Origin of the sequence: Actinomadura nitritigenes (assembly GCF_017573545.1) — a bacterium.
GTDB classification, from domain to species: domain Bacteria; phylum Actinomycetota; class Actinomycetes; order Streptosporangiales; family Streptosporangiaceae; genus Spirillospora; species Spirillospora nitritigenes.
The window spans coordinates 1-13,660 of the sequence record NZ_JAGEOK010000013.1; the positions used below are offsets into that span (position 1 = coordinate 1).

The 13,660-nt window shown below is 73.0% G+C and carries 15 protein-coding genes; 8 read left to right on the forward strand and 7 right to left on the reverse strand.

Annotated elements, in window-relative coordinates; genetic code table 11:
- Positions 1-118 (forward strand): integrase core domain-containing protein (locus J4557_RS20695; RefSeq protein WP_208268587.1); only part of this gene is annotated, 118 nt, incomplete at its 5' end.
- A 139-nt stretch (positions 119-257) separates the two neighbouring features.
- On the opposite strand, the gene J4557_RS20700 is transcribed toward J4557_RS20695, so the two are convergent.
- Positions 258-530 carry a WXG100 family type VII secretion target gene (locus tag J4557_RS20700; RefSeq protein WP_151543653.1) on the reverse strand — a complete coding sequence of 91 codons (273 nt, stop codon included), beginning with the start codon at positions 528-530 and terminating at the stop codon, positions 258-260.
- A gap of 350 nt (positions 531-880) precedes the next feature.
- Positions 881-1,423 carry a hypothetical protein gene (locus J4557_RS20705; RefSeq protein WP_208268383.1) on the reverse strand — a complete coding sequence of 181 codons (543 nt, stop codon included), beginning with the start codon at positions 1,421-1,423 and terminating at the stop codon, positions 881-883.
- Between the two features lie 187 nt (positions 1,424-1,610).
- On the opposite strand from J4557_RS20705, the gene J4557_RS20710 reads away from it, so the two are divergent.
- The 4 genes from J4557_RS20710 to J4557_RS20725 all read left to right on the forward strand — a co-directional run bounded on the left by J4557_RS20710 (position 1,611) and on the right by J4557_RS20725 (position 5,843).
- Entirely contained in the window at positions 1,611-1,856 is a 246-nt protein-coding gene (locus J4557_RS20710) for a type B 50S ribosomal protein L31 (protein WP_151543655.1), read from the forward strand.
- A gap of 298 nt (positions 1,857-2,154) precedes the next feature.
- Positions 2,155-3,921: an acetyl/propionyl/methylcrotonyl-CoA carboxylase subunit alpha gene (locus tag J4557_RS20715; protein WP_208268384.1), complete on the forward strand. Its 1,767-nt coding sequence runs from the start codon at positions 2,155-2,157 to the stop codon at positions 3,919-3,921.
- Between the two features lie 134 nt (positions 3,922-4,055).
- Positions 4,056-5,507, forward strand: coding sequence for a hypothetical protein (locus J4557_RS20720; protein ID WP_208268385.1), 1,452 nt, complete (start codon positions 4,056-4,058; stop codon positions 5,505-5,507).
- A gap of 15 nt (positions 5,508-5,522) precedes the next feature.
- Positions 5,523-5,843, forward strand: coding sequence for a DUF5313 family protein (locus J4557_RS20725; protein ID WP_208268386.1), 321 nt, complete (start codon positions 5,523-5,525; stop codon positions 5,841-5,843).
- 86 nt (positions 5,844-5,929) lie between these two features.
- On the opposite strand, the gene J4557_RS20730 is transcribed toward J4557_RS20725, so the two are convergent.
- Positions 5,930-7,315 carry an NAD(P)H-quinone dehydrogenase gene (locus J4557_RS20730; protein WP_208268387.1) on the reverse strand — a complete coding sequence of 462 codons (1,386 nt, stop codon included), beginning with the start codon at positions 7,313-7,315 and terminating at the stop codon, positions 5,930-5,932.
- A gap of 101 nt (positions 7,316-7,416) precedes the next feature.
- Here J4557_RS20730 and J4557_RS20735 point away from each other — a divergent pair, with 101 nt between their 5' ends.
- From J4557_RS20735 to J4557_RS20745, 3 genes are all read left to right on the forward strand, one after another.
- Entirely contained in the window at positions 7,417-7,863 is a 447-nt protein-coding gene (locus tag J4557_RS20735) for a gamma-glutamylcyclotransferase family protein (protein WP_208268388.1), read from the forward strand.
- A 62-nt stretch (positions 7,864-7,925) separates the two neighbouring features.
- On the forward strand, positions 7,926-8,726 hold the full coding sequence (locus J4557_RS20740; RefSeq protein ID WP_208268389.1) for a purine-nucleoside phosphorylase: 801 nt from the start codon (positions 7,926-7,928) through the stop codon (positions 8,724-8,726).
- A gap of 2 nt (positions 8,727-8,728) precedes the next feature.
- Positions 8,729-10,360: a phospho-sugar mutase gene (locus tag J4557_RS20745; RefSeq protein ID WP_208268390.1), complete on the forward strand. Its 1,632-nt coding sequence runs from the start codon at positions 8,729-8,731 to the stop codon at positions 10,358-10,360.
- A 60-nt stretch (positions 10,361-10,420) separates the two neighbouring features.
- Here the strand turns inward: J4557_RS20745 and J4557_RS20750 are convergent, their stop codons facing one another.
- The 4 genes from J4557_RS20750 to J4557_RS20765 form a co-directional block, all read right to left on the reverse strand.
- Positions 10,421-11,074, reverse strand: a complete 654-nt coding sequence (locus tag J4557_RS20750) for a PH domain-containing protein (protein ID WP_208268391.1) — start codon at positions 11,072-11,074, stop codon at positions 10,421-10,423.
- Positions 11,075-11,081: 7 nt separating this feature from the next.
- Positions 11,082-12,173 (reverse strand): adenosine deaminase, encoded by a 1,092-nt coding sequence (locus tag J4557_RS20755; protein WP_208268392.1) that lies wholly within the window; start codon positions 12,171-12,173, stop codon positions 11,082-11,084.
- Positions 12,174-12,237: 64 nt separating this feature from the next.
- Positions 12,238-12,615 (reverse strand): cupin domain-containing protein, encoded by a 378-nt coding sequence (locus J4557_RS20760; RefSeq protein ID WP_243776123.1) that lies wholly within the window; start codon positions 12,613-12,615, stop codon positions 12,238-12,240.
- Between the two features lie 85 nt (positions 12,616-12,700).
- The gene (locus J4557_RS20765; RefSeq protein ID WP_208268393.1) at positions 12,701-13,618 is read right to left on the reverse strand and encodes an SCO6745 family protein; all 918 of its coding nucleotides are present in this window, start codon (positions 13,616-13,618) and stop codon (positions 12,701-12,703) included.
- Positions 13,619-13,660 lie beyond the last annotated feature (42 nt).

The window sequence follows — 13,660 nt, forward strand, 5'->3', positions numbered from 1 at the left end:
CAGCAACACCCAACGCACCCACCGCCTGGCACCCTGGCTGGAGTACTACAACACCCAACGCCCACACACCGCACTCGGCGGTCACCCACCCATCAGCCGCCTGTCACCAACCTCATGACCGAGTACAACTAGCGGCCGCGTGCCGGAGGCGGCGGCCGTCGCCGGGAGGGCGGGCCGGGCGGATCAGGCAAGGGAGGAAATGATGCGGGTCCCGGCCTCGGGGGGATGGGCCGGGACCCGCGGTCCGTGACGAGGCGTCAGCGCGTGGCGGCCTCGATGTTCTGCTGGGACTTGCGGATGTCCTGGCTGCCCTGCTCCAGCGCGAGGGCCATCTTGTCGAACGCGGTCTTGGCCTCGGCCCAGGCGCTGCGGAACCGGTCGGCGCCGGGGCCCCACCAGGCGGCGCTGCTGCTGACCGTGCGGCCGTTGAGGTCCCTGATCAGGGCGTCCAGGTTCTTGGAGTGCTTGCTGAAGATCCGGGACAGCTCCTCCAGCTCGCCGAGGTTGGCGCCGCGCTTGTCACCGCTCATCGCTCCGACCCTCCGTCGCCGATCCGCCGCCCGCCGGGAGCGGGACTTCAACTGGAACGTTTTCCGGTCCTGCCGCACTGCGAAAGAATGGCGCCAGCCTACGCCTCCCCGATCACGGGAATCCAGCGGCACATCGGAGATCGGGCGGCGAAACACCCGTAATCCCGCCGTTCGACTGTGACCGGATGTGGCCACACGGCCCCCGCCAGGTGGAGGTTTCGCGGCCCGGCGCCACCGTCCGGCGACGCTCCGCAATGCCGTGACCGGCTTAATTACTGTCCGTCAAGGGCATTTCAGAGCGACCACGCCGCGGGCTTTCCGGAACGACGCCCGCAATGCCGGAAAGAACGTCAGCGGGAGCTCGGGGCCGGGTCGTTCACCGGCTGCGCCTTCGGATCGAGGACCCGCTCGCCCACCAGGACGATGTCGTCGCCGCGCTGGCGGAAGTCGAACCGGCGCGGGACCGACTGGGTGACCTTGCCCGTGCGGTAGCGGACGACGGTGTGCTCGATGGCGTCCAGCGTGATCCGGTCGCCGGTGCGGACGGCGCGCCGGGCGTCCAGGCTGGTGCGGGCGCCGGTGTAGGCGGGGCCGCCCTCGACGGGGGCGCGGTTGCTGTTCTCCAGCTCGTGGAAGGCCCGCTCCTGGACGCGGGCGACGCGCGGGGAGATCCGGACGCCGAGGACCTCGGTCGGCACCTCGGGATGCGGGCGCGCGTGCCGCTGGACGAGCGCCTCGGAGCGGCCCTGGAGCAGCGTTCCGGCGGCGGCCGTGAGCTGCCGGGTGGTGACCGCGTCCACGGCGGACGGGCCGCTCCGGACGGCGGACGACGGCGCCGCGAGGCAGCAGGCCAGGACCACCCCGAGTCCGGCCCGGGTCCAGTGGCGAGCCATCCGGCCCCTTCCCATGCGTTCCCGCTCGCTGACGAGGCTGATCAGCGGCGAAGCTCGGTGGCGAAGCTGATCAGTGGCGAAGATACACCGGCGCGGCGGGGCTTCGGGCGATCCTCGGGAAACGGGGGAATGAAAACCGTTGCCACCCCGTTGGGAGGGGTGAACAGCCGAGAACCAGGGAGGAACGATGAGGAACAGGATCCACCCGGAGTACCGGCCCGTGGTCTTCCGCGACCGCGGTGCGGACTACGCCTTCCTGACCCGTTCGACGGCCGAGACGGACCGGACGATCGAGTGGACGGACGGCCGCACCTACCCGCTGGTCGACGTGGACGTGTCGTCCGCGAGCCACCCGTTCTACACGGGCCGCCAGCAGGTCCTGGACACCACCGGGGCGGTCGAGCGGTTCAACCGCCGGTACAACCGGAGCTGACACGTCCGGACGCGCCCGCCGGGCCGCCAACGCGCCCCGCGCGGCCCCGGGCACGTCCGATCCAAGGCCCGCGCCTCCCCGAGGCGCGGGCCTTCGCCGTGCCCGGACGCCCCGGGGACCGCGCCGCGCCCGGGGCGGGCTTCGCCCGAGAGCGCCTGGTGGCAGGGGTTCGCGCGATAGGTCCCGCTGAGCGGCATCCGCCCTGAAATCTGGCCTCCCGGTGCAATAAGGAGGGCCTTACGAAAACCTCGAACGGCGGTTATCTAGACTGCGTGCGAGGTTTAGGGAGGAGACCCACGTGCGCAAGGTCCTGATCGCCAACCGCGGTGAGATCGCGGTTCGTATAGCCCGTGCCTGTCGCGATGCGGGGCTGGCCAGTGTCGCGGTGTACGCCGAACCCGATCTGGAGGCGCTGCACGTACGGGTCGCCGACGAGGCGTACGCCCTGGGCGGCCAGACCGCGGCGGACAGCTACCTGGACATCGAGAAGCTCCTGAAGGTCGCCGCCGAGGCCGGTGCGGACGCCGTGCACCCCGGCTACGGGTTCCTGGCGGAGAACGCCGACTTCGCGGCGGCCGTCGAGAACGCGGGGCTCACCTGGATCGGCCCGCCGCCCGCCGCGATCACCGCGCTCGGCGACAAGGTGCAGGCCCGGCACATCGCCCAGAAGGTGGGCGCGCCGCTGGTCGCCGGCACCAAGGACCCGGTGTCGGGCGCGGACGAGGTCGTCGCGTTCGCCGAGGAGCACGGCCTGCCGATCGCGATCAAGGCGGCGTTCGGCGGCGGCGGCCGCGGCCTGAAGGTCGCCCGCAGGCTGGAGGAGGTCGCCGAGCTGTACGAGTCGGCGGTCCGCGAGGCGGTCGGCGCGTTCGGCCGCGGCGAGTGCTTCGTCGAGCGGTACCTGGACAAGCCGCGGCACGTCGAGACCCAGTGCCTGGCCGACAAGCACGGCAACGTCGTCGTCGTGTCCACCCGGGACTGCTCGCTGCAGCGCCGCCACCAGAAGCTCGTCGAGGAGGCCCCCGCGCCGTACCTGTCGGACGAGCAGCTCGAGCTGCTGTACACCTCGTCCAAGGCCATCCTGAGGGAGGCCGGCTACGTCGGCGCGGGGACCTGCGAGTTCCTCGTCGGCCAGGACGGGACGATCTCCTTCCTGGAGGTCAACACCCGGCTGCAGGTCGAGCACCCGGTGACCGAGGAGGTCGCGGGCGTCGACCTCGTCCGGGAGATGTTCCGGGTCGCCGACGGCGAGGAGATCGGCTACGACGACCCGGTGCTGCGCGGCCACTCGTTCGAGTTCCGGCTGAACGCCGAGGACGCGGGGCGCGGCTTCCTCCCCGCGGTCGGCACGCTGACCGCGTTCGACCCGCCGTCCGGCCCCGGCGTCCGGCTGGACTCCGGCTACGTCGCCGGGCAGACCGTCCCGCAGGCGTTCGACTCGCTGATCGCCAAGCTGATCGTGACCGGCGCGACCCGCCGGCAGGCCGCCGAGCGGGCCAAGCGGGCGCTGGACGAGTTCGTGATCGACGGCATGCCGACCGTGCTGCCGTTCCACCGGGTCGTGCTGGACGACCCGGCGTTCGTCCCGGCGGACGACGAGACGCCGTTCAGCGTCCACACCCGCTGGATCGAGACGGAGTTCGACAACCGGATCCCGCCGTTCGACGCCGCCGCCGCGGGCGAGGAGGCCGAGGCGGGCGAGCGCGAGCGCGTCACCGTGGAGGTCGGCGGCCGGCGCATCGAGGTCGTGCTGCCCGCCGGCCTGGGCGCGTCCGCGGCGCCCGCGGCCGGCAAGGGCGCGCCCGCCAAGCGGCGCGGCGGCAAGAAGGGCGGCGGCGCCCAGGCGTCCGGCGACTCCCTGGTCAGCCCGATGCAGGGCACGATCGTCAAGACGGTCGTGGAGGACGGCGCGACGGTCGCGGCGGGCGACACCATCGTCGTCCTGGAGGCCATGAAGATGGAGCAGCCGCTCACCGCGCACAAGGCGGGCACGATCAGCGGCCTGTCCGCCGAGGTCGGCCAGACCGTCTCCTCCGGGGCGGTCATCTGCGAGATCAAGGACTGACGCACGGCTTCTGCCACGGCACCCCCGTCCGGCCCGGTTCGGAGGGGGGTGTCGTTTTCGTCACTAAAAGCGGTTTTTACGGAACGCGTGCGGCGGCCCGGTCGTCGGCCCTCATGAGGGGGCAGACTGACATCATGAGTTCCGAGATCCGTACCGTCCGGCCGGTACTCCGCGCCGCGGTATCGGCGATGGTCCTCGCCGTGGCGGTGCTGGCGGGCCTCGCGGCCCCCGGCCTCGCCGCACCCGCGCACGCCGCGTCAGCGCACTCCGCTTCCGCGCACTCCGCGTCCGCGCTGCCGGCGTCCGCGCAGGCCGAGCCCGCGCGGGCGACGGCCCAGGCCGTGCCCGCCGACACCGTCGGGCAGATCGCCAAGGGCCTGCTCGGCTCGCGGCTGTACGTCACCAGCGACTCCGGCGCGAACCTGTCGGCGGCCGACCAGCAGCAGATCAGGTCGGCGCTGAACGGCGACCACGACGCCGACATCCGCGCCGTCGTCGTCCGCAACGACGTGAGCGGGCCGCAGGTCGGGCAGATGCTGAAGGCCGTCGCGAACCGCGTCGGCAAGGGCCAGACCTACGTCGCGATCACCGCCGACGGCACCCGGATGGGCGGGATCTCCAAGAAGCTCGACAGCAACGAGATCAACCAGCTCGTGACCCGCACCGACGGCTCGCCGCTCAAGCAGCGGCTGATCCAGTTCGGGAACCTCGCCGAGAAGAAGGTCGACGACCAGGCCCGGTCCGGCGCGGTCGTCGGGTACGTCGTGATCGGCGTCCTCGTCCTGATCGCGGCGGCCGTCACCAGCGTCGTCCTGGTCGCCCGCAAGCGGCGCCGCGAACGGCACGCCCGGCAGATGGCCGACCTGAAGCAGGGCGTCCAGGAGGACGTCACGCTGCTCGGCGAGGACATCGCCCGGCTCGACCTCAACGTCATGGACCCCGGTCTCGATCCGGAGACCCGCGCCGACTACGAGCGCGCCATGAACTCCTACGACAAGGCCAAGACGGCGACCGAGCGCGCCCAGAGGCCCCAGGACATGCAGGCCGTCACCACCGCGCTCGAGGACGGCCGGTACTACATGACCGCGACCCGCGCCCGCCTGGCGGGCGAGCCCGTGCCCGAGCGGCGCCCGCCGTGCTTCTTCAACCCGCAGCACGGCCCGTCCGTCCAGGACGTGACGTGGGCGCCTCCGGGCGGCGTGGCGCGGTCCGTGCCGGTCTGCGCGGCGGACGCCCGGGCCGTCATGGAGGGCCACGACCCGGACGTCCGGATGGTCCCGTACGGGGGCGGCCGGCGGCCGTACTGGGACGCGGGCCCCGCCTACGCGCCCTACGCCGGCGGCTACTACTACGGCTACGGCGGCTTCGACCTGCTCAGCGGCCTGCTGCTCGGCACCGCGCTGGGGTCGATGATGGGCGGCGGCTTCGGCTGGGGCGGCGGCTACTACGGCGACGGCGGCGGATTCGGCGGCGGCGACGGCGGCTTCGGGGGCGACGGCGGCGACGTCGGCGGCGGCTGGGACTTCGGCAGCGGCGACTTCGGCGGCGGCGGAGACTGGGGCGGCAACGATTTCGGCGGCTTCTGAGGTGGTCTCCCGAGCATGACCCGCATCCCAGGCGACCCGGGGCCCTTGGGCCGCGTCCGGTACGCCCTGGGGTTCCGGCTGCCGCCCCGCAACCGCGAGTGGGTGCGGCACGACCTCACCGACGCGGGCTGGCGGGGCCGGCTGCTGCTGAGGCACCTGTACGTGATGGTCCCGGTCTGCCTGCTGCTGGCGCTGCTGCCCGGCCCGACGTGGATCCGCGCCGCCGTCCCGCTGCTGGCGTTCCTCGCCAGCACCCTCACGGTCGCGATCACCGCCGAGGACCTGCGGCGGTCCCGCCTGCACCGCCACGGCCTGCACTCGCCCGACCGCCGCTGACCGCGCGCCGCCGACCGCGCGCCCGCCGACGGTGGCCGCCGACCCGTGCGCCGCCGACCGGCCGGTCACGGCGCCGTCAGGGCGTCCTAGTACGCGTGCTCGGACATCAGGCGGCGGGACGCCTCGGTGATGCTGCCCGACAGCGACGGGTACACCGCGAACGTGTGCGCGACCTGCTCGACCGTCAGGTGCTGCTGCACGGCGACCGACACGCCGAGGATCAGCTCGCTGGCCCGCGGCGCCACGATCACGCCGCCCAGCACGATCCCCGTGGACGGCCGGCAGAACAGCTTCACGAAGCCGTCCTCGAAGCCCTGCATCTTGGCGCGCGCGTTGGTGAACAGCGGCAGCATGACCGTCCGGGCGTTGACCTCGCCGGAGTCGACCATGTGCTGCGTCACCCCGACCGACGCCACCTCGGGGTCGGTGAAGATGTTGGAGGCGACCCAGCCGAGCTTCAGCGGCTGGACGGCCTCGCCGAGCGCGTGCCACATCGCGATCCGGCCCTGCATCCCCGCCACCGACGCCAGCATCAGGATGCCGGTGCAGTCGCCGGACGCGTAGATGTGCGGGACGGACGTCCGGGAGACCTTGTCGACCTCCACGAACCCGCGCTTGTCGCAGGAGACGCCGACCTCCTCCAGGCCGATGCCCGTGGTGTTCGGCACCATCCCGACCGTCATCAGGCAGTGCGTGCCCTCGACCTTGCTCCCGTCCTCCAGCGTGACGATCACGCCGTTCCCGGACCGTTCGACGCCCGCGGCCCGCGACCGCGACATCACGTTCATCCCGCGCCGCAGGAACACCTCCTGCAGCACGGACGCGGCGTCGGCGTCCTCCGTCGGCAGGATCCGGTCCCGCGAGGACACCAGCGTGACCTTCGACCCCAGCGACAGGTACGCCCCGGCCAGCTCGGCGCCGGTGACGCCGGACCCGACCACGATCAGCTCCTCGGGCAGCTCCGGCAGGTCGTACAGCTGCCGCCAGTTGAGGATCCGCTCCCCGTCCGGCTCGGCGCCGGGCAGCACCCGCGGCGTCGCGCCGGTCGCGATCAGCACGATGTCGGCCCGGATCCGCCGCTCCCCGACCGCGACGACGTGCGGCTCCACCAGCCGCGCCTCGCCCCGGACGATCTTCACTTCCTCGTAGGCGAGCCGTTCCGCGACGTCGAACGACTGGGCCCGCGCGAGGTCCTTGACCCGCTTGTTCACGTTGGCCATGTCGACCTCGAGGCCGCCGACGATGCCGTCGGGGCCGCCGCTGAAGCGCAGCCCGAGCCCGGCGGACTCGGACATGACCGCCATACGGGTCGACGTGGCGATGAGCGTCTTGGAGGGGACGCAGTCGGTGAGCACGCACGCGCCGCCGGGGCCGTCCCGCTCGATGACGGTCACGTCCGCGCCGAGCTGCGCCGCGACGAGTGCGGCCTCGTAGCCGCCCGGTCCTCCTCCGATGATCACGATGCGGGTCACATCTCCCATTGTTTCCTACTCGGACCAGTGATAAGACCCGCGGGGGCGCGATCGCCGCTCCGCGCCGGTCCCGGCCCTCGTGTGGCGTAGCCTTGGCCAACGTGGCTCTGTACGCGGCGTACGCCTCCAACATGGACCCCGAGCAGATGGCGAGCCGGGCTCCCCACTCGCCCATGCGCGGCACCGGCTGGCTGACCGGCTGGCGGCTGACCTTCGGCGGCCAGGGCTTCGACGGGGCCCTCGCGACCGTCGTCGAGGACGACTTCGAGCAGGTCTTCGTGGTGATCTACGACGTCCCGGCCTTCGACGAGAAGGAGCTGGACGCGTGGGAGGGCGCCGCGCTCGGCGTCTACCGCAAGATCCGGGTCCGCGTGCAGACGCTGGACGGCGACGCGCTGTGCTGGCTGTACGTCCTGGACGACTACGAGGGCGGCCTGCCGTCCGCGCACTACCTCGGCATCCTCGCCGACGCCGCCGAGGCGGCCGGCGCCCCGGACGACTACGTCAAGGACCTGCGCGCCCGGCCCTGCAAGTCACTCGGCGACTGACCCGCCTCCCCGCGCGGGCGGGCCGACACGGCGCGGCGGACGCCGGCGGTAGTGTCGGCGATGTGAGCAACGACGCTTTTGACCTGGCGCGGGCCGCCGCCGACGAGCTGCGGACGCGCACCTCCATCGATTCCTTCGACGTGGCGCTGGTGATGGGGTCGGGCTGGGTCCCGGCGGCCGACGCGCTCGGGACGCCGGACGACGAGCTGCCCGTCACGCTGCTGCCGGGGTTCGCGGCGCCCGCCGTGGAGGGCCACGCGGGCAGGGTCCGGATCGTGGAGGTCGGCGGGCACCGGGCGCTGGTGTTCCTCGGCCGGACGCACCTCTACGAGGGGCGCGGCGTGGACGCGGTGGTGCACGGCGTCCGGACGGCGCTGGCGGCGGGCGTCGGGACGGTGGTGCTGACGAACGCGGCGGGCGGCCTGCGGCCGGAGCACCAGCGGGTCGGCGACCCGGTGCTGATCTCCGACCACCTGAACCTGTCGGGCGCGAACCCGCTGACCGGGCCGTCGTTCCTGGACATGACCGAGGCGTACTCGGCGAGGCTGCGGGCGCTGGCGAAGGAGGCCGATCCGACGCTGGCGGAGGGCGTCTACGCGGCGTTGCGGGGCCCGACGTACGAGACGCCGGCGGAGATCCGGATGCTGCGGACGATGGGCGCCGACATGGTCGGGATGTCCACGGTGCTGGAGACGGTCGCGGCCCGGCAGGGCGGCGCGGACGTGCTGGGGATCTCGCTGGTCACCAACATCGCGGCGGGCCTGTCCGGGGAGCCCCTGGACCACGAGGAGGTCCTCGCGGCGGGCCGCGCGGCGGCGGGCCGGATGGGCGAGCTGCTCGGCACCGTCCTGACGAAGCTCTGATCATGAGCGATCTTCGCAGGTGCGCGGAGGAGTGGCTGGCGCAGGACCCGGACCCCGGCACCCGCGCGGAGCTGCGCGCGATCCTGGACGCGGGCGACGACACGGCCCTCGCGGACCGGTTCGGCGCTCGGCTCGAGTTCGGGACGGCGGGGCTGCGCGGCGAGCTGGGCGCCGGGCCGAACCGGATGAACCGGGTGACGGTGATGCGGGCGGCGGCGGGCCTCGCCGCATGCCTCCCGGCCGGCGGCCGGGTGATCGTCGGGTTCGACGCGCGGCACGGGTCGCGGCGGTTCGCGCAGGACACGGCGGCGGTGCTGACGGGCGCGGGGCTGCGCGCCGAGGTGTTCGCCGACCCGGTCCCGACGCCCGTCCTGGCCCATTTCACGAGGTCGTTCGACGACGTCGTCGCGGGCGTCATGGTGACGGCGAGCCACAACCCGCCGCGCGACAACGGCTACAAGGTGTACTGGGGGGACGGCGCGCAGATCGTCCCGCCGCGGGACGCGGAGATCTCCGCCGCGATCGACGCGGTCGGCCGCGTGGACGAGCTGCCGCTCGGCTCGGACTGGACCGTCCACCACGACACCCGCCTCTACCTGGACGCCGTCGCGGACCTGCGCCTCGGCGGGGATCGTGACATCTCGATCGTCTACACCCCGATGCACGGCGTCGGGCGGGACGTCCTCCTCGCGGCGTTCGAGCGGGCCGGGTTCCCCGCGCCCGTCGTCGTCCCCGAGCAGGCAGAGCCCGACCCCGACTTCCCGACCGTCACGTTCCCGAACCCCGAGGAGCCGGGGGCGCTCGACCTGGCCCTCGCGCTCGCCCGCGACCGGGACGCCGACCTGGTGATCGCCAACGATCCCGACGCGGACCGCTGCGCCGTCGCCGTCCCCGGCCCCGGCGGCTGGCGGGCGCTGACCGGCGACGAGGTCGGCGGGCTGCTCGCCGAGCACGTCCTGCGGCACACCGCCGGGGACGACCGCCTCGTCGTGACCACGATCGTGTCGTCGTCGCTGCTCGGGTCGATCGCGCGCGAGCACGGCGTCCGGTCGGCCGAGTCCCTCACCGGCTTCAAGTGGATCATGAAGGCGGGCGGGCCGGGCGACCGGCTCGTGTTCGGCTACGAGGAGGCCCTCGGCTACAGCGTGGGCGACGACCGGGGCGTCCTGGTCAACGACAAGGACGGCATCGGCGCGGCCCTCGCCGTCGCGGCGCTCGCCGCGGAGGCCCGCCGCGCCGGCCGCACCCTGCTCGACCTGCTCGACGACCAGGCCCGCCGGTACGGGCTGCACGCCACGTCCCAGCTGTCGGTGCGGGTCGACGACCTGTCGCTGATCGCCGGCGCGATGGCGCGGCTGCGCGCGGACCCGCCCGCCGAGCTGGGCGGCCGCGCCGTCGAGGCGTTCGACGACCTGTCCGGCGGAGTGGACGGCCTGCCGCCCACCGACGGCCTGCGGTTCCGCCTCGGCGGCGCCCGCGTCGTCATCCGGCCGTCCGGCACCGAGCCCAAGCTGAAGTGCTACCTGGAGGTCGTCCGCCCGGTGTCCGGCGACGTCGCGGCGGCCCGCGAACGCGCCGCCGCCGACCTCGACGCGCTCCGCAGGGACGTCTCCGCCGCGCTCGCCCTCACCTGACCGCGCCGCCCGGCCCGCCGGCCGGCCCTTCCGGGCGGGCCCGGCGGCGCCGGCGCCGGGTCACCTCACCGCGCCCGCGACCAGCAGCCCGACCAGTGCCACCAGCGGGACCAGCAGCGACGCGAGGGCGGGGACCGACCATCCGACCGTCCCGGTCGCGCCGTCCTTCTCCGCCTCCGCCTCGGCGGCCCGGTCGGGCGCCCCCGACTTCGCCTTCGACCGGCGCCGGTCCCGGATCTCGTTCAGCTGCTGCGCCGCGTACGCCGCCGGCGTCCGGCCCTTCAGCACCGCCGCCGTCTTGTCCTGCGACCGGCGCGCCCGCGCCTCCGCCTTCGCCTGCGCGCGCGGCGACGTCTGGTGCACCCACGCCCGCGTCTCCAGCTCCCGCCCGCCCGGCCCGTCGAACTTCACGGTGACCGCGTTCGTCCCCACGATCTCCCGGACGGCCGGCCACGGCGCCCGCGTCTCCCGCAGCGGGTTGCGGACCGTGACCGCCTCCTCGTCCCCGATGATCGCCGGACGCAGCCCGACCGTGTAGGCGATGCCGCAGCCGAGCAGCAGCAGCGCCCCGATCGTGAAGGCGGTCAGCGAGTACGTGGCGTCGCCGGTGACGCCGAACACCAGGTCGATGATGTTCAGCGCGGCGAACACCAGCCACACGTAGGCGGCGATGCGCCCGCCGGTGGAGCGGATGGTCAGAGCCGATTCATGCATGGCCCGATCATGCCAGGGGCCGCGCGCCGCTCCACTTGAGCTGCGCGAATCCGGGCTTGATCACCCCGTTGATCAGTTCCAGCCGCTCGTTGAACGGCACGAACGCCGACTTCATCGCGTTCACCGTGAACCACTGGAGATCGTCCCACCCGTACCCGAACGCGTCCCGCAGCTTCGCGAACTCCCGCGACAGCGTCGTCCCGCTCATCAGCCGGTTGTCGGTGTTCACCGTCACCCGGAAGCTCAGGCTCCGCAGCAGCCCGATCGGGTGCTCCTCGATCGACTTCGCGGCGCCGGTCTGGATGTTCGACGTCGGGCACATCTCCAGCGGGATCCGCTTGTCCCGCACGTACCCGGCGAGCCGCCCGAGCCGCGCCTCGCCCCCGTCCACCTCGATGTCGTCGATGATCCGCACCCCGTGGCCGAGCCGGTCCGCGCCGCACCACTGGATCGCCTGCCAGATCGACGGCAGCCCGAACCCCTCTCCCGCGTGGATGGTGAAGTGCGCGTTCTCCCGCTGGAGGTACTCGAACGCGTCCAGGTGCCGGGTGGGCGGGTAGCCCGCCTCCGCGCCCGCGATGTCGAACCCCACCACCCCGAGGTCCCGGTACCGGACGGCCAGCTCCGCGATCTCCATGGACCGCGCCTGGTGCCGCATCGCCGTGACCAGCGTCCCGACCCGGATCCCGAAGTCACGCCGGGCCTTCGCGAACCCGTCCAGCACCGCCTCGACGACCTGCTCCAGCGTCAGCCCGCCGCTGAGATGCTGCTCCGGCGCGTACCGGACCTCCGCGTACACGACCCCGTCGGCCGCCAGGTCCTCGCCGCACTCGTACGCGACCCTCGTCAGCGCCTCGACGGACTGCATCACCCCGACGGTGTGCGAGAACGTCTCCAGGTACCGTTCCAGCGACCCGGAGTTGGACGCCTCCTCGAACCACGCCCGGAGGTTCTCCGGGTCGGTGGTGGGCAGCGCCTCGTACCCGCCGTCCCGCGCCAGGTCCACGATGGTCGCGGGCCGGACGCCACCGTCGAGGTGGTCGTGCAGCAGCACCTTCGGTGCCCGCCGGATGTCGTCAAGAGTCGGCCGATCGTCCATCTTTAGAATCTACTGCCCGCGGCACCCCGCGGACCTCGGCGACTCTTGCCGACACCCGGGTCGCTCAGTCGGCCTTCGCGTAGTCGCCGATGTTCCCGGCGAAGTCGAACATGATGCACGGCTCGTCCCCGACGACCCACGCGTCATGACCGGGCGAGAGCACGAACACGTCGCCGGGCCCGACTTCCTGCTCGGCGCCGTCCCCCGTGCGCACCCGCATGCGCCCTTCGACGACGTAGCCGTTGTGGTGCACCTCGCAGAGCTCGGTGCCGGCGATGTCCCGGACGGACTCCGTCCAGCGCCAACCCGGCTCGAACGTCGCCTTGCCGAACACCAGCCCGGACATGTTCACGACCTCCAGGTGCCCCCTGGGGAAGTCGCGCCGCTCGTCCGGCTTCTCGATGCTCTTGATCTCCATCATGACGATTCCCCCTCTCGTCATCACTTCCACGCTTCCACCGGCCCTGACCAGGGTCAAGACCCCCCTTCCGGGCACCGAAAGGCCAGGACGCGCACGCGCGGCGGCCCTAATGGTCGTAGGTCATGCCGATGCCGAGGGTGCTCTGCATGGGGAGGAGTCCGGTGCCGACGATGTCGAGAACCACGGGCATCAGCACATCCGCCAGTTCCTTCACCTCGCCGGACGTGAGCAGGTCCCACGGGCCGGCGGCGAGTTCGTCGGTGCGCTTCTCGACCGCCGCGCGAACCCGAACGCCCTCCTCGGTGGCGCTGACCGCCGCAGCGCTCACTTCACCGGCGCGCCCCGTCGCCCCCTCGCCCGCCCGCACCAGGCCGCGAGCGGCGAGACGGTCGCGGGCGGCGTTCCACTGGTCGTCCGTCCACTGCCGGCTGGCGAACACCTCGGCGGGAGCGGCTCCCACGGCGGCGTGCGAGACCAGCGCCTCGGCGGGACCGATGCCGTGAGCCCGGAGCGCCGCTATGTGCCCGTCACCGCGGTGCTCGCGCAGGACGGTGGCAGCCTGCCACAGGACCATGTGCGGCTCCTCAGGCCACGGCAGTGCGGCGTTGGCGGCGGCCATCGGACGGTCCGTCACGTCCGCAGCCTCGGCGACTCGACGCACCGTCCGGGCGGCTTGCCGCAGTTCGGCCGAACCGATCCGGTCGCCCAGGATCCTGCGCAGCACCCGGTCCATGGCGGTACGGCGTGCGGCGAGAACCTGCTCGGGCGTCGCCGTCCGCCAGGCCGGCGCCATGTACCGCTCCACCATCTCCGGGTTGAAGCTGTAGAAGAGCTCGCTCACCGTACGCGCGTCCACCGCCCCCAGAGGAGCGGCCCGGTACGGGAAGTAGCCCGGCCAGCGCTCGTCGACGGCATACCCCAAGGCCGCAGCCTCTTCGGAAGCCTCAGGCGCGTAGTACAGGACGGCATGGACGGGCTCGAGCAGCTGCCACATCTGCCGAACGGTGCTCAGGTCATGCGTCATGGTCATCTCCGTCGCCTCGCGCCCGCCACTTCGCGACCCGCG